Genomic DNA, 22,885 nt, shown 5'->3' with positions numbered 1-22,885 from the left:
GACGCAGCGCATCGTTGATGCAAAGATACTGCTAACCTTTGGAGGGATGAGAGACATGGAGCTTACAAAAATTTGTGACGGGCTGGATTTCCCTGAAGGGCCGATTGCCATGGCAGACGGCTCTGTCATTCTGGTGGAAATCAGGCGGCAGACTTTGTCCCGCGTACAGCCTGACGGGCAGATTGATGTGATAGCCCATCTTGGCGGCGGGCCGAACGGCGCAGCTGTGGGGCCAGATGGTATGATTTATGTCTGCAACAACGGCGGCTTTGTCTGGACCCAAAAAGATGGCATAACCCGCCCCATAGGCACGCCTGATGACTATACCAGCGGCTCAATCCAGCGGGTTGATCCAGTGACCGGCGCTTTTGAAACCATGTATACCAGTTGCGATGGCCAGCCTTTGCGCGGCCCCAACGATATCGTGTTTGATACAGACGGCGGATTTTACTTTACCGATCTGGGCAAATCGACTCGCGAGTATGTCCACCATGGCGCGTTCTACTACGCCAAGCCAGATGGCAGCCACATCCGGCGGGTCAACGCCCCCATGATCACGCCGAACGGTATCGGTCTGTCCCCTGATGGAAAAACTGTACATGTGGCCGAAACGCGAACTGGAAGGGTCTGGAGTTTTGACCTCACCGGTCCAGGTGAAATTGCACCTTTGCCATTTGATATGCCCGGGCGGCTACTCACCACCCTGCCCGACTACCAACTGCTCGACAGCCTCGCAGTGCAGGAGGACGGTAAAATCTGCGTCGCAACACTGATGCGGGGCGGGATCAGTGTGGTGCCGGAAGATGGAAGCGATGTTGTTTTTGTGCCTGTGCCGGGCGATCCCTATATTACCAACATCTGCTTTGGCGGCAGCGATATGCGCGATGCATGGGTAACCGCGTCAGGCACAGGATGCTTGTATCACATGCGCTGGCCCACCGCCGGTCTACGCCTGAACTTTAATGGATAACGCCATGGCCGGTTAGACGTGCGCTCCTTGGCAAGAAACTGACAAACTAGCTTCACGGCTGTCAAAGGATTAATTTCTGATTTGCGTGATCGTTCACAGCCCTCGATCTCTAAGGGGCGGATGGGCCATCTTTACTGGCAACTGAGGGACAGACCAAAAGGCTATAGCCATGTGTCCCAAAGGGTTGGGGTAAAGCAGTCTTGCAGTGGTATAATTCTTATCAAATGCAATAACTTACGCTGGCATGATGGACCGGTTAAGTATGCCCTACCTTTTGGTTCAATGCGTTTTCACCCCCATTTTGAGGAGCGGAGAAGTGACCGGCCTCCGTGCTTCTCATGCTTGCGGACTCTCGAGCGTCAGTGTTTGCGTTTTATTAGAGAGCCGTGGCGACACAGCTCTTTGGAAACTTTGGTTAGGACGCTGATGGCCTTACACAATTCACGACCTCCTGCGCCACTTGTGCCCAGCTGCGAAAGCTTGACTTAGCCTGTTGTATAGCTTCGCGTGCAGCATAAAATGCCTCATCATCCGTGCTTAAAGAACTCAGAATGTCTGCAAGTTGATCTGGGACATCAGGATCAAAATAGAAGGCATGTTCACCTCCGACCTCTTTCAGCGCATCCGCAGTTGCAGCAATTCCAGGAGTTCCAAGCCACATTGCTTCGCCAAGTGGCAATCCCCAGCCTTCCATGCGGCTTGGAATAACCAGACCACGGGCCTGCTTGTACAACATGCCCAGTTCTGCCTGCGAAGGATTGATACGAAACGCAACCTGTGGACGAATACCGTCAAACTCAGGCCGCGCTAGATAAGTGTCTGTTCGTTTGCGTCTCGCCCCCGCAAGGACCAGTCGGGGCACCGCACGCCCCGCTTTTTCCAAGATCACCATCGCCTTTAGAACACATTCGATGTTCTTGCGGCCAGTCTGGGTTCCGACGCACAGAAAATACGGGCCTTTTGGTATCTCGTACGGCGTGCCGTCATCAACGTCTCTAAACTCATGCGCCAATGGTATTGTGCATATGTCGGAAAGGTTTTTGGGCAAAAGTCCCTTCTCCGAGAACAGCGCAATTTCTGTTTTGGTGAACTCGGAATTTGCCAATAGCAGAGTTGCGCCCGCGATGACCTCTGCATTGTCATGCCTGAAGTTATGCGCAAATTTTGGGCCTTTGCCATCTTTTATATCGTGCAGAGGGATCATGTCATGCAGCAAAGGGCAGAACCGGAACTGTACCTTTTGTCTGGCCATCGCCTCTACGTAATCCACCATGATTTTTGGCCGCGTAAATGCCACAAGCGTTTGGCCCCTCATCGCCGCGGGGGTCAGCGTATCGCCACGATTGGCCTGCCAACGCCTCATGTTCACGTATCGCAAGACCCGTACAGCAACAGGGCTGAGCAGGTCCCGCAGTGCATGTGCATTTGGAAAGCTTCTGCGCAAATGGAGGGGACTTGCGCCAGCTGACAAACCCAAGTCACACAACAGGTCATTGCCCTTCGTTGTGAATGTCGGATCAACGTAAAAGAAGCTTTGATGGGCGGGAGAAAAGATCACGAACTTCACGTCTTCGGGGCCCTTGGCCAACTCATAAGCCACCTCTACAACAGTGCGTGCAATGCCATGATATGACAGACGGGAGCTTGAGCCATAAAGGAGCTCTGAAAGGTCAAAATGTATAAAGTGCATAAATTGGGTGACGATCGCTTGTTGTTACAGGTTCAAGACACCAGAACTTTTGGGAGCTTATGTGGGCCGCAAAATCGTGTCGCGGTGCTGCGCTTTCTAATTTAGGCGCAGCACCACATGTTTTCAACGCGTTTGGCCTTAGGCGATATCAACAAACAGAATTACATCCTGGAAGTCATCATCGCTTGTGCCGTCACGTAGCAGATCCTCAAAACCAATACGCAATGCGCCTTCACCGTCAGCAGATACACCTGACATCACATGTTCTTGTCCGTCGGAGTTCAAAGCGGCGTCATGGGAGAAAAACACCTCCGTATCGTCAAGAACAACACCTTGGCTTGTCAGCTCGAAACCGCCCTCTCCATCGCTGACAAAGTCGAAACTGTCAGCGGCAAACTCCGCCGCATCAATCATGTTTGCGCCATCCTGTACAAGGAAGAATCCAATGTCGTTTTCCTCATCGGTGACACTGATTTCAACAGCACCGGTTGCGATCTTGGCATCTTGTGCAAGGATTGTGATGTTCACAAGATTTTCAGCGGAGTCGATTTCATAGTACCCGACCGTATTGCTGAAACCTGCCGCTGCATCAGCCTCGAACGACACAGACATGTCGGCCGTGTTGAACCCGTTGAGGTACTCGGCATTGATGATGCCATTAATCGCTGCGGCCTCCACCTTGCTACCCTCGCCCAGAAGACCAAGGTAGTTTTCAAAAGTCACCACCGTACTTGTTTCAAGACGCGCTGCCATAAAGTCACCTGCGCTGAAATCACCCTGTAGTGTAAGCGATCCCTCAGCTGTGCCATCATTGTCTGTGTCCACAGCCATAGCACCTGTGGTCGCATCAAAGCCTAATGAACTGCGTGAAAGCACAGTATCATCAATGCGGATCTGATCCTCACCCGAAAAGTCAGTAATGGTATCACCGTAAAGGTCGGCCAACATTCCTGCGGCAATATCCGCACCTGCGCCCAAGGTAACAGTATCCGCACCCGCCAGACCAAGGACGATATCATCGCCGGCTTCAGCCTTGATGACATTGTCATTCACGTTGGCTGTTAGCGTTTCATCGGCATCCGTGCCGTTGAAGTCAATCTGGGGTGAAAGAAGCAGAGTGAGCGCCTGTACTGTATCCGCAGCGGTAGGAGCGGCGACGACAGAACCGCCTGTTGCCGTTGCGAGGTCCTCAAAGTCGCTTTGTGCACTGGCGTCATCACCAATGAATACTGAAAACACGCTGGCCGTCGATCTAATCTCGGCTGGCGTGTAGGGATTCACAATTTCGCCGTCAGCGATAATGTTTGCACCTGTGTTTGAGCCCGCACCTGTTGGAGTTTCGCCAGTCGCAAGGCCAATTTTCAAGTCTTTGGCAGCGGCAATGACCTGCGCACGCAATTCTGGATCAGCGGCAGGTTCATCAGAAAATACGATGACCCGATTTGCAATCATTCCAGGAACCCATGGACCTGCGTCACCTGTGAGACCAGAGAGAACCGCACCGTTCAAAGGCTCAGCACCGCCGCCAAGAATAGAGACATTCCCAATCGCTTCCAGCGCTGCGGCCTTACGCTCTGCGATGTCCTGCTGGTCCGTAAACTTCAATTCTGTGCGAAAAGCATTTCTGTCGTTGAATGTAATAATAGCAAGGCGGCTCGCCACCGGAGCTTCTTCTGTTCCAAAAAGCGTCTCAACCAGCGCAGTCGCGGATTGCTGAACAGCCGCAATGTCATCTCCCATTGAGCCACTTACATCGATCGCCAAAAGCACGCTTTGACCCGGACAGGCAACACTATCGGATCCGACTGTGGCGCGCGTTCCATCAGAAAATTCAAGGAATTCGACGTCCTCAAGCGTATCCGTGCCATCCGTAGCGGATGATCGGTTATCCGTAACGGTCAGGCGCCCACCACTATAGCTGTAGGTATAATCAGTACAGATGCCCTCATAGACAGCGGTGTCATCACCTGCACCACCGTTAATATAATCGTCACCTTCGCCGCCTGTCAGTAGATCATTTCCGGCAAACCCGTGCAAAAAATCCCGACCACCGCCGCCCAGAAGATTATCCTCCGAGCTGCTGCCAAACAGCACATCGCGTGTGCTGCGCCCACTTGTGGTCATGTCGAATGTACCGCTTGCGAGGAAAGCGGCATCGATATTCTCGTTCAAGGACAACTCGTCACCCAAAGTGAGACGACTACTGGCAGCAGAGTAGCTGACGCGGCCAGTGCTCTCGCCATACTCGGACATAATTGTATTGGTACGGTTCACCGTGCTGCCACGATAGTCGCTAAGTGCGATCAATTCAGAAATCGAAATATTATCGGTGGATGGCTCATCTCTAAGGCCATCAACAGCATGAATGAATTCATGCATCAGACCGCGCTCGAAACTGACGTTAACCACTGTTCCAGTTTCATCAATCATGTTGAGCGGTACGATGTAATCGGGATCGATCAGGATATCGAGGCCGCTTTCAAAGAGCCTAGGTACTGCTTTAAAGTTACCTGCGCTGAATGTGATATCTTGGTCTTCCAAGAAGAAACCGGCAACTTTGTCAAAGGTAGACCTCGAGGTTACAGAATTCGTATATAGATTTGTTATGGCTGTGTTGATTTGCGTCTCTTGCGCTGTCGTAAAACCATTCAGATCGATCTTTTTAAAAACATCGTCCAATTTTTCTTGTTGAGTGTTAGTTAAAGCCATGGGGTGGTCTCCGGTTTCAGTTTGTTAGACAAGCAGGCCGCATGGCAATCAAGTCTTTGGGTAAAGCCGCATTAATCGCGGCCATTGATTTTATTGGGTCAGGGGAAGCAAATACGCGTTTCAATACAGTTCTTACGAAAGGAAGGCTCTGAGAAAGGCAGACGTCTGAAAACCCGATGACCTGCTGAGAAAACGAGGCGGGACCTCCGCTACCAGCGTTCTTAAGCAGCGCGGGTAAATAAGAAAGGTGATCGGGAAGCTTTGCCGCAAAGTTGCGCACGGAGCGCCTGCGTACATGCGGCAGAACATGACGCGCCCAATCCTGTGACACCTTATTCAACGCTTCAACGCTAAGGACCAATGGCGCACCACACTTTGACCCCTCGCCCGAAGCGAGAGCCAACATTCTCGACGGGCTTAAAGTGACAAGCAACCAGTCCTGCCCATCAAAAGAAATCAGGTTAGTAAGGGGTGTCGGATATCTCCGTGCCGCTTCATCATAAATTTCGGCCCGAAAACTGGCATATGGCAGGACAGCCACTAATATTCGAGCCGGATCTCTACCCGCCCCCCTTGCTGCCTGTGATACTACGCTCAAATACGCACGCTCAAAGTTTGAAAGTTTCCCAGCATCCCTCTTGGTGGAAGCAAGCGTAATTGTAGTATCTCTAGGAAAACCAAGCGTCACAGCATCAAAGTCAGAAATCACTTCGCTCATCTGTACGTCAACGCGATCATTGCACGCAGCCGTAGCCGCTGTGGAACAACAAACTGAAAGCGCTATGACCAAAAGAGGTGGTTGCGTCAACTTTTTGCAAATATCTATTAACGCTTTCATTACCTTACCCTAAGGCAAGATCAGGAGGAGACGCAACCTCCTCATTGTATGAGAAAATTTCCGATTTGGCAGAAGACAGTTTGGGCTTTGTCAGCCTCTTCACCGACTTTACTCAACGAATGGTAATTCAATTGGGTAAGTGGGATGACCTCTTTGAGGGTCAGGCTTCCATTACTGTTTCGACGCCCTGCCCAATAGCAATATCAGGTTGAACCATGCAGAATTAAGCTGCCTTGAGTATCAAACGCTGCAAGCGGGATGTGAGCGACAACTAGGGCTTTTCCTTTACTTGTTTTTGGACTTTTCCAGAGGTTCGCAAGCAATTCCGCCAAAAATCTGCAAGCTGTTGGGCATTCCCTTACCGTCAACTTTGGTTAGGAAGTTGTCCCCAAGGAGGTAATAGCCACCTCTCTCAACAGCTTCATCGCATACGGTTCTGTAACGAAATTCGAAGATAAGTTTAATAGCAGTTCAATCGCCATCAGATTGCGAAAATAAATCCTCCTTTGGCAGCACTGAAGCAATTTCTACCTGCTCACGTTGCGACGGAATGGATCGCTCAGATTAATTTTATGTGCTGTTTGGTAGAAGGGGAAGTGTTCAGAAATCTCATCTCCTTTTAGAAAAACAAACTAAAACAATCAGCTAGCGGACCAAAGCAACACCAGAATTACTCATCTAATCCGTTGGCACTGCCAGCAAGAAACCCCATATGATTAGATGCAGTTGTATTAATCTATGTGGCGGCGATTGTTTTGTGCCTTGTGCTTACTATTGGTCCTTCAATGATGTTGCATACCTTACTCCAAGTGCATCAATATCATCATCGACGGTGAATAGGCGTAGGATATGGTGATAACAGGGTGCAGCACTTTCATATGTCAGTTGCGTCACGCAAACCTAGCCTTTGCAACATCTGTGAAGCGGCGGCACACGATACGTGCTACAAGATGCGCTGGCCCGAGACGGATGTTGAAGCTATTTGCCCCTAGCGTTCCATGACGAGAGGTACAAAATCACCAAGCGCAAAAAGTCTAAGTACAAGAACTGCTACCACCAATTTAGCGTGACCAGCGGTATAATTTTTATATTATCCCAAATGGGCTTCGTTGACCTGCGGGCCAAGATTTGCCTGATCATGAACACCTCTAAGAGCATGAGCACAGTTCATGCTCTTCCGTAATATCGACTGCCAGTACCAGACGGCTTTTGTGCTGGCCTACAAGGTGCGTGAAGCGATTGCACGTGAGGTCGAGACGGGTGAAATTCTGGAAGGCAATGTCAAAATTTTTGGGGCGGTTTTTGATGGACACATCCGCTCCTCCAATGAGAAGGACAAGCGCGCTTATCGCCGCCTTAAGAAGCGCCAGACGGGACGGCGTCGCGTTGCAAGCAGCCTGCGTGAACGTGAGGGCCGCGCACTGGCATTCGTAGGTGAGCAAGAGGGTAAAGCCGTGGCTCTGGCACAACAGTACGTGTCGTACATGGAAACCATGTCAGCAGACGAAGCGTCACCATGGTATATTCATAATATGGTCCGCAACCTAGGCCGCATGAAGCACTCCGCATGGCTGGAATACTAATTGCGCTGTCGTCTTTGCATACATTGCCTGACAGTACCTATTCTATGCTCGAAAGAATCCAAGACCTGAGCCCATTCATTGAAACTGAGGTTGGTTGTGATGACAACATTGGTGCGCTCATGGAGCTTGCTCAGAAGGTGGAACCGTAGCGCACTTTGCGTCTGTGATGTTTGATCGCCTGAACCACAATGGCTGTGGCGACACGGCTTTTGCCAGTTCCAGGCCCATCAATCAGAACAACGTTTTCCGCATTCTCCCCTCTCAGCAGATTGCTGCACAATCGCCTGTCGGGCATTGTATGAACTCGCCACGATAGAAATGCCGGACGGTGTCCTCAACGTCGTCGCTTGAGGCGAAGTCAACGCCATCAAGATTCTTGTAAGATGGGAAACGCGCCACCTTGGTATAATAGGCAATCGGCCGCACCTCTCGTTCCGCCATCTCCGCCTTGAGCAGTAGAGATAAAATGGGCGTAGCTGCCTCAAATGCGGGCGCAACTTATGCAACCAAATCATCGACCGCATGCGATATGTCGCACCAAAGGTGCACGGACATTGATGCTTGCCTGCGGCGAGACGCCGGTTGAGACTGCGCAGCATGATGACAACGGAAGCTCCTGCTGGATCATGACGCATCGCGCTTGCCCCCCGCTCTTCTTAGATCGTCGTACCGATCTACGTTTGCCATTGGGGCTGTTTCCGAAGCCAAAGCGGTCGACCGCAGTCTTCGCGTCCATTGTCCTCGGACCGATGGCGGACAATTCCCACTGTCATAGATGCCTCACCCTAGAACACTGCCAAACACACGGAAAGTATGCCAGTGGACATCGAACAACATCTCGTGCGTTTGAAGAGGATAAACACGGACAATAAAGGCACGGCTGTGCGAGAGCTTGGTGTGTGCAACTTGCAGTTTGACGCATTCGCTAGCAATCGTGGCCCAGTCTTCGCGCCAATCGAACTGGAACGCTTCACCCGTTGCACGGCAACACATGCTTGCATGCGTGACAGTAAAGTTGAAACACCAAAGGCACGTATGTCCCGCGCCCTTTTGTTTGCTCTGCGCGATGTCGATCAGCCCGCCACGCACGGGAAAAGGTTACAATCCGCTCATAGGACCCGTCGCATCCGACTTTACCAGGTCTTCATACAGCCATCGGCTGACAATGCATTGCCAAGAGTAATGTCACGATAAGCAGTTTAGCGTTGCGCCGCTCTTTACGAGAATTACGCCTCTGCGCCAAAAGCCATGCTGACAACCGATCTGCGTAAGGATCTAACTTGCTCCCCTCTCACAGATGCAAACAAACGCTGCGGGTCGACGGGACGCGGTGGCGTTTTGAACTTCGGTTCGACAGGGATCTTCGCTGAGATACTCTTTAATGGTGTTGCGAGACAGCAAGGTGCGTCGGGCGATCTCACGAATTGGCGTTTTGTCGCGCAATGCCCCTCTCGGCAGATTGCTTCGCAAACGCCTGTCGGGCATTGAGCGTCGGATAACACTAAAAAACCCATATCGATCACTCCATGTTCCCCTGACCAAAACTGTCAGGACAATGTTTTCATATGGGCAAATTCTCAGTGACACTTAACGGCGACCCTTCTCGTAGAGGTCGATGCGGCGGTTCTTCTTGCGGCCTGTGTGGGTCTACGTGACGGGCCGCTCAAAACGGTAATCAAGGAAGTCGCCTTCTTTGTCGGACACTTTGGGTGGCTCAACGCCAAGCAATGCAGTCAGATCAATCGCAAAGGACTGCGCAGTTGCCATCTCGCTACTTCCCGAACCAGTCCAGCGCTCCATGAAGTCATCTATTTCTACAAGCGCCACCTAAAAATATAATCATATCAATTAGAAGGTGTGCTTACATCTCAGGGACGTTTCAATCCCGTAGTTCGACGCATTGGTCGAGATAATACCTTTGAACTGTGTACGTATTCGAGCATGTTTCCATATCTGCTCCCTTTGTGCAGGCAAACCATACCTTGGGGCGGAAATCAGTCATTCAATGCAAGTGCCAAACTTGGCTTACTGGCATGAGGAAGCAAAAGTTCAGCAGGACGTGACCTTTTGAATTGGTATGAACGGCAACAATAAGCCCAATTTCCGATGCTGCGATTGGTGAAAATGTCTGTCGACAGATAAGCTGATAAAAGAGGTCACCTTCGTCCCTTTTTAAACCCTTCCTGACAAAAATCGTCTTTCGAGCTTGCAAGATCACTAGCTACAGCCATATACCATCCACATGGATGGAGAAAACAATGAGTAACATACGGCAACTGCGCGACAAGCAACCCGAAAATGAGAAAATTACGATCAATCTTGGCTTCGTCGATCTTGGCCGCATCGATCTGCTGGTGCAGGAAGGCTTCTACTCCAACCGAAGCGATCTGATCCGAACAGCGATCCGCAACCAGCTTGAGAATCATGAAGACGTCGTAAGCAAATCGCTAGAGCGGCATACGATGGAGCTTGGGCTGCGGGATTATTCGGTCGCCGATCTTGAAGCGGTGCGGGACGCGGGCAAAGTCTTACACATCAAGGTTGTTGGACTTGCCCGATTTGATTCAGGAATTACGCCGAAACTAGCGCTCCAAACAATCGCATCAATTACCGTGCTAGGTGCTTTGCAAGCCAGCGCGGACCTTAAAAAGGCACTTGCCGACCGCATCAAATAAAATGCGTTCAATCTAAGTAGGAAAAACAGATGAAACTTTTCAACGTGGGCGCAATGCGCTCGGCGAACGATGGCGCACGGCTGTCGGCCGCCAACGATCTTGTCCAACGCACACTCGCCCGGCACGGCCTCGTTCCGCACTCTACTCAAGCGATACAGCAGAAAATGCCTGATCTACCATCGCTCGACAGCATGTTGGATCAATTTGCAGGTTTCGGCAGCAATACCCGTGAGTTTGATGGGACGGTGTCAGAAGGTGCGCAATTCAAACGCGATACATTTACCTGTCAGGCAGGCAGCCGCACGTATCGGACTTATGTCCCCGCCTCGGCCACTGAAGGGGTAACAGGTATCGTCATGATGCTGCACGGTTGCACCCAGACACCCGAAGATTTTGCGATGGGGACAGGTATGAATGCATTGGCCGAGCAACATCGGTTCGCCGTCGTCTATCCTGCGCAATCGCGCGGCGATAATGCGCAATCATGCTGGAACTGGTTCAGCCAAAGCGATCAGCGACGCGGCAAAGGTGAGCCCTTAATCCTGGCAGGGATCGCCTCGTCGGTCGCTAAAGAGCACGGCATAACACGGGATCAGACATTCGTTGCTGGCCTGTCCGCCGGTGCGGCAATGGCAGCGATCTTGGGCGAAACCTATGATGACGTCTTTGCAGCAGTCGGAGCACATTCCGGATTGCCCGCTGGCGCGGCAAAGAACGTGGCATCCGCATTTGCCGCCATGTCAGGCACCGCGCTTGATTTAGGAACCCCGCCTGTATCTGCAATTACAACCCGGACAATCGTCTTTCATGGTACAGCGGATACCACCGTGCATCCGTCCAACGGAGACGCGATTGTACGGCGGGCGGTGGACATGAATGCGCGTCAAAGCATTGAAACAACGTGCGACGGCGACACTGCAGGACGCCAATTTTCACGCACCATCTTCAGCGATCTGCAAGGCACACCCATTGTCGAACGCTGGGAGATCGAGGGGCAAGGCCATGCGTGGTCCGGTGGGAAGTCAACCGGCTCCTACACTGATGCTAAAGGGCCCGATGCCAGCGCTGAAATGATCCGCTTCTTCTTTAACACCGCAGACAAGGATCTTTAAGATGACACAGATGACACAGATGACATTGACGTTTGACGCCGTAGCCGAAACGATCCCCGGCCCAAAGTGGGCTGCGCGCTGGAACAGGTCCTGGCCCGCATATGAGGCATGGTTTATTGCACGCGGTGGGGATCAGGGACCGTCCCGCAAAGAATGTAGTGATGCTCTGAAGCGCTACATGCCCGAACTTGTCCGGACCTATGACCGCTTGGTCACCTTGGCAGGCGGATCAGACCGCGCGGCAAGGTTTCTTTCGACATGGTGCCCGCCTACCTATCTTGGCGGCTGTTCTCTTGCCGCTGTCGCTACCAAGAAAGACGTCCGGCTTGTGCGCAACTATGATCTGTCGCCGGAGCTGAACGAGGGGCTTCTTTTGCGCACAGAGTGGTCCGGACGGGCCGTGATGGGTATGGTTGAATTTCTATGGGGCTTGTCTGATGGTATCAACGATGCAGGGCTCAGCGTTGCACTGGCCTACGGTGGCCGGTCCGAACATGGAGAAGGGTTCGGGATTACAACGATCGTGCGCTACGTGCTAGAAACCTGCGATACCGTCGATGAGGCATTGTCGGCGTTAAAACGGGTGCCATCCCACATGGCTTATAATCTGGTCCTTGCGGATGCTTCGGGCCGGACGGCAAGCGTGGAAATGGCCCCGGGCGGGGGCCTGACGATAATGCCGTCAGCGGTTGCGACCAATCATCAGAGTGGCAAAACCGTAGCGGACCGGCCCGCCTTTACGCGGACGTTTGAGCGCCACGCGCATCTGGAACAACTGCGGATCAAACCACGCGAACTGAACCGCCAGTTTCTCAAGCCACCCCTTTTGCAAGATAGATATGCGCAAGGGTTTGGCACATTGTTTACAGCCGAATATGATCCTCGGGCGCTGACGCTCGGCTTAACCTTAAAGGGTGACCGTTGGGACCAAGCGCTGCATGATTTCTCCGAAGGGCAGCGCACCGTCGATTATGAACAAGGCACCATGCCTAAAGCGCCCTACGCTGCAGTCGGTACTGATTATGGCGCCGTTGACTGGTCACAAGCCGCATCAGTCGATTGGAATGCGGTAGCGCGAGACTATGCTGCCGGACAAGGCAGGGAGATCGGCACATACTTTTCATCGGCACTGGCGGACGTACACAAAGCTGCCTGATAAAATAAAATCTGGTTTCCGTAGCCGTCCAGCGAAAGTTGGGCGGCTAACGACCAATAGAGTTGTCTGATCAAGTCAGCTGAGCATTTCAAAGATGACCCATTTTTAACAGGTTAGAAGGAGCGGACATTAATGGCGTTGCAGAACGTCGTGGCTAACGCTCTACAACGGCAAGCGCAAACCATACAGCAAAGATACCTTTCAAACCGAGAATGCACTATGCCGCTCTCAGTTCAGAAAAATGTTTCACCACCCCGCGCACGTCAAGCATTTCGGTCAAAATAGCAGCGCTTGGAAATACTGTGGGATTGTATATAACGACGATGTTTTTTCTTAGATATTCGGATGAAGTATGAGCGCAATCGCACGGAATAATGTGAAAATTTCAGGCTCAGGTTCGCGTCCAATACTGTTTGCTCACGGTTTTGGGTGCGATCAATCCATGTGGCGACATGTAGCCCCAAGATTTGAAGACGCTTTCAGAGTTGTCGCCTTTGACCATGTTGGTGCTGGCGGCTCTGACTCCAAAGCCTATGATCCTGCCAAGTACGCAACACTAAGTGGCTATGCCTCGGACGTCGTAGAGATTGGTGAAGAACTGGACATTCAGAATGGTATTTTGGTTGGGCACTCGGTTAGCGCAATGATTGGCGCTTTAGCAAGCATCGAACGACCCGACATGTTTTCGACTTTGGTCATGGTTGGTCCCTCACCTCGCTATATCGATGATACCGGCTATGAAGGCGGCTTCAGCGCAGACGATATTGAGGATCTTCTTGCTTCACTGGCGGACAACCCGCTTGCGTGGTCGGCTTCAATGGCCCCGGTCATAGTCGGAAACCCCGATCGGCCTGAACACGGTCAGGAACTGGCTGATAGTATTTGCAAGCTTGATCCCGCGATTGCAAACGGGTTTGCCCGTGCCACCTTCACGTCCGATAACCGCGACGATCTGCCAAAAGTTTCGGCAAGAACGCTCATCCTACAGTGTCGGGATGACATAATTGCATCCGAGCATGTAGGCGCATACGTACGAGATAAAATCCAAGGAAGCCAACTTGTTATGCTGAATGCTTCGGGGCACTGTCCCAATTTGACCGCTCCCGCTGAGGTCGTCGCTGCCATTCGTAACTTCCTCTGATGCGCGGCAACGACGTACTGTCAAACGAGGTTTTGATGGCGCCAGCCATCCCGTGTGGATTGCTTACAGTTGATCATCTTGGAGAAGTCCTTTCCGCAAACGAGCGGTTGGCAGGCTGGCTGCATTTAAACTCCACCGACTTGGTCGGGAGGCCCCTTACCCAGCTCTTCACCAAAGCGAGCAGGATCGTCTTTGAGACCAGTATCGTTCCGCTGCTGTCCCTGAAGAGTTGCGTTGATGGAGCAAGTCTTGATCTTGTGAGCAGCGAGGGTGCAAAAATACCGGTGCTGCTGAGTGCGGAGGTCACCGGCTCTGGAGAGAGCAGTGTTACGACCTTTGCCTTCTTGTTGGCAGATGCGCGGCGCGCTTTTGAACGGGACCTCGCAAAAGCCCGGGTGGAAGCAGAGACCCAGCTGTCTTCAACCCAGAAAGAAGGCGAGCTTCGAGAACAATTTATCGCTATATTGGGGCATGATTTACGAAATCCTCTAGCGTCAATCGCTTCTGCAATGAACATTCTTTCAAGAAGTCAGCTTAGCGAACACAACGAGCACAACGAGCACATCATCATGTTGACCAAAGGCAGTGTACAGCGGATGTCGCTTTTGATCGACAATGTTCTGGACTTTGCACGCAACCGATTGGGGGGCGGTATTGATCTTAAAACGTCCGCTGGATCGATTTTGGAGCGAGAAATAAGGCAGGTTGTAGCGGAATTGCTCTCCGCCCATCCTGATCGAGACATTCAGCTCAGTATCTCTGGTCTTGATACAGTTGTGTGCGACGCGTCCCGCATCGGGCAGCTGCTGTCCAACTTGTTAGGCAATGCGATTACATACGGTGATCCGGATAAACCTATTTTTGTAGATGCCGAGACATCGGGTGATACTGATTTTCACCTTAGTGTAAAAAACGCTGGCTCGCCTATTTCGCCTTCAGCAATGGAGCGGTTGTTCGATCCCTTCGTCCGCAGCACCAATCATGAGGACCGAGAAGGATTGGGACTGGGACTTCATATCGCTTCGGAGATTGCCAAAGCACATGGTGGAAGACTCGATGTGATCTCAGACGAAACCCAGACAAAATTTACGCTCCATATTTCGCAGGATTAGCCTGACTTATCTTCGCCAAGTTTCGCTTTAACAGTCTCGTGCAATACTGCGCTCCCTGTACATCGGGTGTCTTGTGATCAAATAATGCAGGGGAAGTTGCCGTTCACGCACGCGCTGCGAAACGCAGCTCCTTGGCGCTGAAAAAATCGAATGTGATCTTTTTGGTGCAGCGACCAGCGCCGCATAACCCGCACTGCTTTCATACCGCTAGATGCCTGCCATCGATCACCTGTTTTAACTACGTATTTAGCAAGTGTAGGGCCAGCTTTGCTGACGTGGATCAGTGGAATTTCGTACCCTGTTATCCAACGATACCATCTATCCCAAGATGATGGCTCCATATATTGGCCCCTAGACTGCCTTATTTAGATCACACGCAAGAGGTGTATATCGATAAATATTAACCTTTATTCAAACTGTTAGGAACGTCGCCTTGGCCGAAATCACTGGAACCGATAGCAACGATATAATTTTTCGCCAAGACCTTGATGTATTCGGCAGTCCCGTAAACGATGCAAACGATACGATTACGGGTCTGGATGGCAAAGATCATATTTCTGACGGCTTTGGCGATGATCTGATCAGTGGTGGCGCGGGAAACGACACGTTTATCGCGGGGGCTGGCGCAGACACCTATGACGGCGGCGCAGGTCAGGACATCATCGACTATTCCAACAACTCAGCGCTTCATGCAGCCGCTACAGGTGAGGCATGGACCGGCGGTATCGTGATCGATGCCACTGATGGATCCAACAGCACAGGGATTGCGCAAGGTGATAGCCTGCATTCGATTGAGCGACTGATCGGAACCAGGGGTAGCGACACGATCTTTGCCGGTGATAACATGCGGGTTTCTGGCGGCGACGGGGATGACGTAATATCGGATGGAGACGGCAAAGAGGTCCTCATCGGCGGTCATGGAGCAGACCGTTTTGAGTTGGGCCAAGATGGCAAACAGGACCGGATAACAGATTTTACGCACGGCGATGACCTGATGGATCTATCCGCCTGGGGTGTTACGTCAATTGATGAGCTCGCGTTCACGACCGATGGGCAAGACGGGCGTATTTTCGTCGAGTTCAAAGGCGAAAGCCTGCGCTTGGACGGGTTTTCAATGGAGAATGTTGCGAATTTTACAGCTTCCGACTTTGTCTTTTCGGGCGAAGGCGACGGAATTGTTAAATTGGGCCAGCCAATAACAGACATTATTGGCGAGCTTGGCCGCACGGAAGTGAAAGTCGAAGGAGTCAACATCTGGGAAGCGGGTGATCTAAACGGTGATGGCATCACAGACTACATCAGATCTGATAGGAACGATCCGTGGCTTCATGAAAACAAGCAAACCTTGGATCCGTTACCTTCTGACGGCTCCGAAATCACCCATATGCAAAACAATTTGCTTCAGGTTGCTTTTGGTACAGAGGATGGGGTGCCTGATTTCGACAGTTTGGCTTTTGACGGCCAAGATGGGTTCAAAATTGTAAACGACACCCCGTTTCCAGATGATTTTGGCGGCGTAAATTCTGGAAATCCTGATTCATTATATGTCTATGAATATGAATGGGAGACTTTTCTCGACTTTACTGACGCCAAGACGGTTTCCGACTTTAACGGAGACGGTATCGACGATTATTTAGTCGTTTCGGGGACACATTCCGCGTATTCAAGTTACCATTCCTACTATCCGGATTTCCAAGTAACAAACGACTCCATTTTCGGCGTAACATATGATGCGACGGTGATTTATGGTTCTGACAATGGATTTTCAGACATCCTCGACATAAGCTCTCCTACCGAAGATCAGGGTATCATTCTCACCCATGAGGACGGATATAGGCCCAACTCTGTGAGAGGCGGTAGCTATAACGACGGTGGGTCCATAGGTGATGTGTCCGGCGACGGATTGTCAGAAATTTTCGTGAGGTATTATCCGAGAGGCGGTGCGACAGATAAATATTTCAAACTGTTTCTGAGCGGTGACAGCACAAGTGCTGCTAACACCGTCGAATATCAATTCAGGCTCCCACCCAGTGAGTTATCGTCTCAGGATGACGGCCAATTAAGGTTCGGAATTGAGAATGCTGGGGATATCAATGGTGACGGCATTGGTGACTTTTACATTTCGACGGATCAGCTTGTCTTGCAGCCTGGTGGTGATAGCCGTTTTTTGCCCACGGAGGAAACGACCTATCTAGTCTTGGGTGGGGTCAAAAATCTGGATGCACTTGACGCGGCAGATGGCACCGTTGACGGCATTGTCGACATTGCGGCCGCGCTTGGAACAGATTTTGTTCCAACAGCTGAAACCACCGATCCTATTGATCCAGTGGACCCTGTCGATCCAATCGATCCGGTGGATCCAATCGATCCTGTGGACCCGGTTGATCCCATTGATCCGTTTAATCCAGTAGGTGATTTTATTACCTTGCACGGAACGGATGACGACGACCTATTCGACACCACCATCACTGATGAAAATGGCAACCCTGTCGATGCGAGCGGTCAATATATCGTCGCTGGCGGCGGTCGTGACCGCGTGTTCGACGGCGCAGGTGATGACACAGTCGACGGCGGGACTGGGCGCGATACATTCTATGCGGGCGGCGGCGCGGACCACTATGATGGTGGTTCTGGCGAAGATATCCTGAGCTATCAGGAGAGCGAAGTAGGGCTGAGCATTGATGCAGAAGACGGCAGCAACGGTACAGGGATCGCAGCCGGAGACACCATTCAGTCGATAGAGCGTTTGTTTGGGACCGATTTTGCCGACACCATCCAAGCAAATGACGGGATGCGAGTCCTCGGCCTCGACGGCGATGACATCCTGATGGATTCAGACGGGAAGGAACGACTGATTGGAGGCGAGGGATCGGACCGTTTCGTTCTCGGCGATGACGGGCAAAGAGACCGTGTTGATGACTTCGAAATGGGCGAAGATATTCTGGATTTGTCTGCATGGGGCGTCACGTCGTTTGACCAGCTTTCGTTTTACGCTGACGGAAAAGGCGAACGTATATTCATTCAATTCGAAAATGAAAATCTACGCTTGGACCGCTTTACAGAAGAAGACATTAATCTGTTCGACAGCTCAGACTTTGTATTCGCAGCAACAGATTCACTGTTAGATGCGATAATGCTGCCGCCAGTACCAGATTTCGAAGTTGTGCTTCCTGAAGAATACATAGAAGAGCCGGATTTAATGGGTTTCTAATCAAAAATGCATCAACCTAATGGGTCATCTGCAAATGAGCACTCGCAGCGATACCTATAAGGAACAGGTTTCTACTAGAGATCGGTAGCGCTTACTTCAAAGGTTTCAAAAATGGTGTTCTAATTCCTGATGGTAAAGTCGACCTTGCCTCGTCCCATGGGCTCGGGCAGGTTAAATTGCTGTACTATCTATTGATGACCGCCTCTGGAAGACTGCTCCGCAATGTCGAGAATCTCCTCCAATGGCCACTCTATTTCACCCCGTTCTAAATCTCTATCATTCGACAACAGAAAATTCGACAAAGACATAAGATCCCTACCGGAGGTCTGATAAACCTCGACACGCGCAGTATTCCGACAACCATTCCCAATGCACCCCGATGCTGTTCTGGCTGGCAGAGGCACTCGACGCTCCAGAGCAATGCTTGGCGGCTGGCTTTGACGCTGTTTGACCACTCCCGAAAAAGGCGCGGCCAATGTGCAGCTTTGCGGCAATGTACCCCTTGGCTCAGGATAGAGCATGGCCTGTTTAACTGGCAATATAATCGTGCTGATCGATGCCGAGCTAATTTAACCTGATTGATTGAGTATGAGGGAGGTGCAAACGCATAGCCCCGAGCATAGGGACAGCAAAGCTTCGCCAAATTCATACGCGGTAAGCACAAACATAAATAGTTGACGATACCAAGTAAAAATGGCGTGCAAAATAGAAGGCATTACCCCATTTTCGGAATTTAAGAATACTAAATAGAATAGAATTACAGGAAAAATTGGCGGTGGGTCATTCTCCTATCTTTTTCTACATCACATTGTATTTATGTTATAAAGATAGTCACCTAAAAAGCTGTACCACAATAAATACCACTTCTCGCTCTATTTTACGCCGCACATCTCCCGTCATCTCCCATCTCCGCTTGGCCCAGAGCGGCAAGGCTTTGCATCAGCGGCTCTACGCTGCGGGCTAGGCCTCTGACAAAGCGGCGGGCGATTTTTTCTGGCGTGGTTTCACCAATCTCGGACAGCGCCTCACGCACGGCCGTGATTTGTTTGGGCAGGGATTTGAGGCATGGGTTTTTTTCGATATTGGCAATGACACCCAGGTCCATTTCGCCGGTCTTGCTTTGCTCGCCTGTGCGCCCCTGGGGTTTTGGTAGTTGCGGCGCGGCCAACGGATGTGGCCGCGTGCCTCTTCATCAGAACGCTTTTCTACGCGCTACTACTTGCGCCACCGCGTCCTCTGCAAACTCATCTGCAAACCCAGTTCCTTTGTCCATATCCGTCTTTACTTGGTTCAAAATTACCAACTAAAGCGTCTATAAATCTAGGGGTACCTCACAGTTTCGTTTGGGGATACGAAAAATTCGCCTCCCCTTTCGGGGACATTTTTACCACTGGCAACCTCAAAGGATCCATTCGATGGTGCTTGATCAAAAATATCCTCTACTGAACTGGCCCATTCTTCAATTTTGAAAAAATTCCTTCAATCCGGTATCAACGCCATAAGTGATACGAAAATTTTCTGAGGCCTAATTTATATTAATTTACGCCCTTTATCAAATCCTTATAGTGAAAAATGTATTCCTTAAACCACCTTTTTTCTCAAATACTTAATCAGTAATATGAAGCGCAGAAACGCGTGAAAGTGATTTTTTATTATCAATAATTCCGCTAGTTTCTATAATTTTTTCATCATTCTGCTTACATCAATAAATGCTACACTCTCAAATGGATCGCTATTTTTTAAATCTTTAGCTCTATAAAGATGAGACGGCGAAACCCCAATTAAGGATCGAAAAATTCGCAAAAGAGGCTGTCTGATACTGACAGTATCTTCTTGAGAAGCTATGAACACAACTACTAAGTCAATTTCAGAAAGGCTTACCCACTCATCCTCAAGCACAAAATTATCTGTTCCGGATAATATTAACGCCAGAAATTTTCAAAATCTCTCGGTGGAGAAATCGAGCTGATGGAGAGAAAATATCTTTATGATTTTAGGGGTTACCAGCCGCTTCACATAGGCACGCGGCGTGTAGTGCACGCCCAGTTTGTGGCGCTGGCGTTTATCCAACGCACGTTCCAGCAAGGTGCTGAAAATCCCAGGCTCGACCTGTTTCCAATCTGCCGCCTCGATCAGCAGGCCAAGTTGTAGGACGTTGATGAGAAATGCGCTGGGGTCTTTGAACAGGCCACCGTTAAAGCGCTTTACCTTCGTCAGCAGGTCATGGGCATACTCGCCCTTGTCCATCGCATCCCACAGACCCGCCACCGCGTGCATCGCGTTCTCGGTCTGGCCGCGCAGCATGCGCAGCAACTCGGCAAAGCTCTCTGGCGGGATCAGGTCCACATCTTCGGCAAACATCGAAAACAGGCAACGCATCAGGAAGCGGGCCACAGTCTCGCTATCATTGCCCTGCCCTGCCCCGAGAAGTCTGCATAAAGCTCGGTCACATGGCTGACATCCACAACCATTAGAAAGGGTGGCCAGCCGTCCTCACGTGCCACCGCACATGCGTAGTTATCCGCCTGATTGCGCGTCTTCATCATCGTGTCGTCAAACTTGGCCGTGCCGCGCTTGCCATGCCCTGCCTGCTTAGGCGCATCATTGGCCAAGAAACTTTAAAGTGGGCGCTGTCCTTGGCATCTGGTGAGATAAACTGCTTGGCCTCAAAGATGAAAGTTTCTTCTTACAGAGGTCGATGCGCCCGTTATTTTTGCGACCCGTATGCGTATACGGTACGGGCGCTCGAAACGGTAGTCGAGAAAGTCGCCATCTTTGTCAGATACATTAGGGCGTGGCACGCCCAGCAGCTCAGTCAGCTCAGTAACAAATGACTGCGCGATTATCATCTCGCTACCGCCCTAGCCTGCCCAGCTCTTAATGAAATCATCTATCTTCAAAAGCACCACCTTAAAAATCAATTATTTCGATGAAAGGTTGTGTATGTATCTTGGGACCGTTTCAGTCCCACAGTTGCCTTTTTCAAAATCTGAATGCCTCATGCTCGTTATTTTTTTTCTGAAACAACTTCAAGTCATTTTATATGTCGCGCACCAATGCCCTCAAGCAACGTGCGCACGGTGACCTTGAACCCATCGCACCGTTCTCCGAACTTGAGCAGTGCAACGCCCTTCACACCAGCGTCTGACAGGACATGCGGGCACAGCTGAGTCAGAAATTCCTCCGCCCAAGTATCTGCTTGCATGGCCATAAGCACCTCGCGCGCATAGCGATCCGGCACCTATGCTGAATCCTCGCCATGCTGACGGGCAAGATCATCGTTTTTGCGCAGGGCATCGTTAAAAGTGTTTCGGGTCTGGGATACCGAGCCTCTTAATTGTTTGCGCAGATAAAAAATACAAAAATAATAATTCGGTATATTGGAGATTTAAATCTAAACTTTGTAGTTATTCAATCCTGTTATCCAATTCTATGAAAGTTTGACTATTGCTTCACAATCGAAGAAATTTCACTTTTCCACCGCTGTATGAGCGTGGTTTTTTTCTTAATTCAGGCACTCTTTTGCGAAAAGTCCCTATAAAGCTGAACTGATACAATCTTTGGGAAAAATGTGATGACATCAAAAACCCGCATATCTCCCAACGTACTAACAATTGACCTAATGGCGATCAGCTATCCGAGGCCTATTATCGGATCTTACATATTGGCCGTCAGCTTTGGCGTAACCAGTGTTTTCGATGCAAATGCGTACTTCAGCAGTTTCCTGTCAAATCCAACATCAATGTACGGTAGCAGGGTCTTCGTTATCTTCTGCACCTTAATGTTGATTTGCAGGTGATTCATCGGAATTGCATCCTTCTGCCTCTCCATCGTGATCCTCTCTTCGTGTATTCAATTGAAATTGATGAGCCCCTATAAGGCTCTGTTGATGTTTTTTGGATAGACTTCTTGCTTGTTTGCAGTCTTTCGGCTTGTCATTAAACTTTTTCAGAACGCCAGCTGCGCAAGCACACTCTTGTGAGAAGTAGTCCGACGGCGAGTACTCACACAATTGCCCTTACCCAAAAGAGGTACCACACCGTGTGACTTTATCGCTAAAAAACCGCTCTTGCGGAAATGCCTACCAATCCCAACCCAAAGGTTAGCATCGATCACGACTCCGTCGGAGCAGCAAGACGATCTTATGGACAGATTTTTCAAACTGCTTATTCAAAGGGAAGTGATCAGCGGATAAGTGAGAGAGATATTTTTGCGTAACTTAAGCTCAACAGCACTTCATCAAGGAGAGACCAATGCCCGACATTCAAACACCCAGCGCCACCATGCCGCACCAGCAGTTGTTTCTCTCAGTCGTTTTTACAGCCATTAGCGATGCAATTTTGGATGCAAAACTTCGTGGTAATGGTGCAGATGATATTGTCCACTGGGCAAATTCTCGCGATGGGAAAATTGTATTGAGATGCGCAGGGATTGAGCCAGGCCAAAGGTGTGTTGAGGGGCTTGAAACCTTTGTTCGAAGACGTATCAGAACATCAGCAGCATTTACTAAGGTACAGTCCGGCATGGGCCTCGTATGATCAGATTTATAAACAAAGTTCTGCCGCAGTATTGAAATTTGACATTTCGGATGCCTATCGCAAGTATTGGCGACAGCGTATAATTTGGACTAGGAAGTATATGCACATCGGCCGCTACAGGCATGAATACGATCCTCTTTGCCCCGAGAG

The 22,885-nt window shown here is 50.5% G+C and carries 17 protein-coding genes and 3 pseudogenes; 9 read left to right on the top strand and 11 right to left on the bottom strand.

The genetic code is table 11. The annotated features are described in order from the left end of the window. The first annotated feature begins 55 nt into the window (after positions 1-55). Positions 56-970 carry an SMP-30/gluconolactonase/LRE family protein gene (locus Q0775_RS14115; protein WP_298862112.1) on the top strand — a complete coding sequence of 305 codons (915 nt, stop codon included), beginning with the start codon at positions 56-58 and terminating at the stop codon, positions 968-970. 415 nt (positions 971-1,385) lie between these two features. On the opposite strand, the gene Q0775_RS14110 is transcribed toward Q0775_RS14115, so the two are convergent. The 3 genes from Q0775_RS14110 to Q0775_RS14100 all read right to left on the bottom strand — a co-directional run bounded on the left by Q0775_RS14110 (position 1,386) and on the right by Q0775_RS14100 (position 6,087). Next, positions 1,386-2,660: a glycosyltransferase family 1 protein gene (locus Q0775_RS14110; RefSeq protein ID WP_298862109.1), complete on the bottom strand. Its 1,275-nt coding sequence runs from the start codon at positions 2,658-2,660 to the stop codon at positions 1,386-1,388. Positions 2,661-2,798: 138 nt separating this feature from the next. Further along, the gene (locus tag Q0775_RS14105; protein WP_298862106.1) at positions 2,799-5,201 is read right to left on the bottom strand and encodes a DUF4114 domain-containing protein; all 2,403 of its coding nucleotides are present in this window, start codon (positions 5,199-5,201) and stop codon (positions 2,799-2,801) included. Positions 5,202-5,385: 184 nt separating this feature from the next. After that, entirely contained in the window at positions 5,386-6,087 is a 702-nt protein-coding gene (locus Q0775_RS14100; RefSeq protein ID WP_298862103.1) for a hypothetical protein, read from the bottom strand. Between the two features lie 998 nt (positions 6,088-7,085). On the opposite strand from Q0775_RS14100, the pseudogene Q0775_RS14095 reads away from it, so the two are divergent. Next, positions 7,086-7,727, top strand: a pseudogene (locus Q0775_RS14095) (IS1595 family transposase); the annotation flags it as partial. Between the two features lie 59 nt (positions 7,728-7,786). Here the strand turns inward: Q0775_RS14095 and Q0775_RS20005 are convergent. The 4 genes and pseudogenes from Q0775_RS20005 to Q0775_RS14080 all read right to left on the bottom strand — a co-directional run bounded on the left by Q0775_RS20005 (position 7,787) and on the right by Q0775_RS14080 (position 9,590). Next, positions 7,787-8,085, bottom strand: a pseudogene (locus tag Q0775_RS20005) (ATP-binding protein). Then, positions 8,052-8,231, bottom strand: coding sequence for a hypothetical protein (locus Q0775_RS20000; RefSeq protein ID WP_366863677.1), 180 nt, complete (start codon positions 8,229-8,231; stop codon positions 8,052-8,054). Before Q0775_RS20000 ends, Q0775_RS20005 begins: the two are co-directional and overlap by 34 nt. Before the next feature lie 342 nt (positions 8,232-8,573). Further along, a pseudogene (locus Q0775_RS14085) lies at positions 8,574-9,275 on the bottom strand (hypothetical protein); the annotation flags it as partial. Positions 9,276-9,437: 162 nt separating this feature from the next. Next, positions 9,438-9,590, bottom strand: coding sequence for a hypothetical protein (locus Q0775_RS14080; protein ID WP_298862100.1), 153 nt, complete (start codon positions 9,588-9,590; stop codon positions 9,438-9,440). Between the two features lie 458 nt (positions 9,591-10,048). On the opposite strand from Q0775_RS14080, the gene Q0775_RS14075 reads away from it, so the two are divergent. From Q0775_RS14075 to Q0775_RS14050, 6 genes are all read left to right on the top strand, one after another. Further along, the gene (locus tag Q0775_RS14075; protein WP_298862097.1) at positions 10,049-10,465 is read left to right on the top strand and encodes a CopG family transcriptional regulator; all 417 of its coding nucleotides are present in this window, start codon (positions 10,049-10,051) and stop codon (positions 10,463-10,465) included. Positions 10,466-10,494: 29 nt separating this feature from the next. Beyond that, positions 10,495-11,577, top strand: coding sequence for a PHB depolymerase family esterase (locus Q0775_RS14070; protein ID WP_298862094.1), 1,083 nt, complete (start codon positions 10,495-10,497; stop codon positions 11,575-11,577). A 1-nt stretch (position 11,578) separates the two neighbouring features. Next, complete coding sequence (locus Q0775_RS14065) at positions 11,579-12,733, top strand: C45 family peptidase (protein ID WP_298862092.1); 1,155 nt, start codon at positions 11,579-11,581, stop codon at positions 12,731-12,733. A gap of 352 nt (positions 12,734-13,085) precedes the next feature. Beyond that, positions 13,086-13,874 (top strand): alpha/beta hydrolase, encoded by a 789-nt coding sequence (locus tag Q0775_RS14060; RefSeq protein ID WP_298862089.1) that lies wholly within the window; start codon positions 13,086-13,088, stop codon positions 13,872-13,874. 35 nt (positions 13,875-13,909) lie between these two features. After that, complete coding sequence (locus Q0775_RS14055; RefSeq protein ID WP_298862086.1) at positions 13,910-14,986, top strand: HAMP domain-containing sensor histidine kinase; 1,077 nt, start codon at positions 13,910-13,912, stop codon at positions 14,984-14,986. A gap of 433 nt (positions 14,987-15,419) precedes the next feature. Then, positions 15,420-18,197, top strand: a complete 2,778-nt coding sequence (locus Q0775_RS14050; protein ID WP_298862083.1) for a hypothetical protein — start codon at positions 15,420-15,422, stop codon at positions 18,195-18,197. 877 nt (positions 18,198-19,074) lie between these two features. Here Q0775_RS14050 and Q0775_RS14045 read toward each other — a convergent pair. The 4 genes from Q0775_RS14045 to Q0775_RS14030 form a co-directional block, all read right to left on the bottom strand. Continuing rightward, on the bottom strand, positions 19,075-19,302 hold the full coding sequence (locus Q0775_RS14045; RefSeq protein WP_298862080.1) for a hypothetical protein: 228 nt from the start codon (positions 19,300-19,302) through the stop codon (positions 19,075-19,077). A gap of 833 nt (positions 19,303-20,135) precedes the next feature. Further along, positions 20,136-20,591 carry a type IIL restriction-modification enzyme MmeI gene (locus Q0775_RS14040; protein WP_298862077.1) on the bottom strand — a complete coding sequence of 152 codons (456 nt, stop codon included), beginning with the start codon at positions 20,589-20,591 and terminating at the stop codon, positions 20,136-20,138. Beyond that, the gene (locus tag Q0775_RS14035) at positions 20,576-20,809 is read right to left on the bottom strand and encodes a hypothetical protein (RefSeq protein ID WP_298862074.1); all 234 of its coding nucleotides are present in this window, start codon (positions 20,807-20,809) and stop codon (positions 20,576-20,578) included. The genes Q0775_RS14040 and Q0775_RS14035 overlap by 16 nt, the downstream gene beginning before the upstream one ends. A 422-nt stretch (positions 20,810-21,231) precedes the next feature. Next, positions 21,232-21,438 (bottom strand): hypothetical protein, encoded by a 207-nt coding sequence (locus tag Q0775_RS14030; RefSeq protein ID WP_298862071.1) that lies wholly within the window; start codon positions 21,436-21,438, stop codon positions 21,232-21,234. A gap of 1,012 nt (positions 21,439-22,450) precedes the next feature. Here Q0775_RS14030 and Q0775_RS14025 point away from each other — a divergent pair. Then, on the top strand, positions 22,451-22,735 hold the full coding sequence (locus Q0775_RS14025; protein ID WP_298862068.1) for a DUF6280 family protein: 285 nt from the start codon (positions 22,451-22,453) through the stop codon (positions 22,733-22,735). Positions 22,736-22,885 lie beyond the last annotated feature (150 nt).

It is taken from the genome of uncultured Sulfitobacter sp., from assembly GCF_947499945.1.
Classification (GTDB): Bacteria; Pseudomonadota; Alphaproteobacteria; order Rhodobacterales; family Rhodobacteraceae; genus Sulfitobacter.
This window is presented reverse-complemented; position numbering and strand designations above follow the sequence as displayed.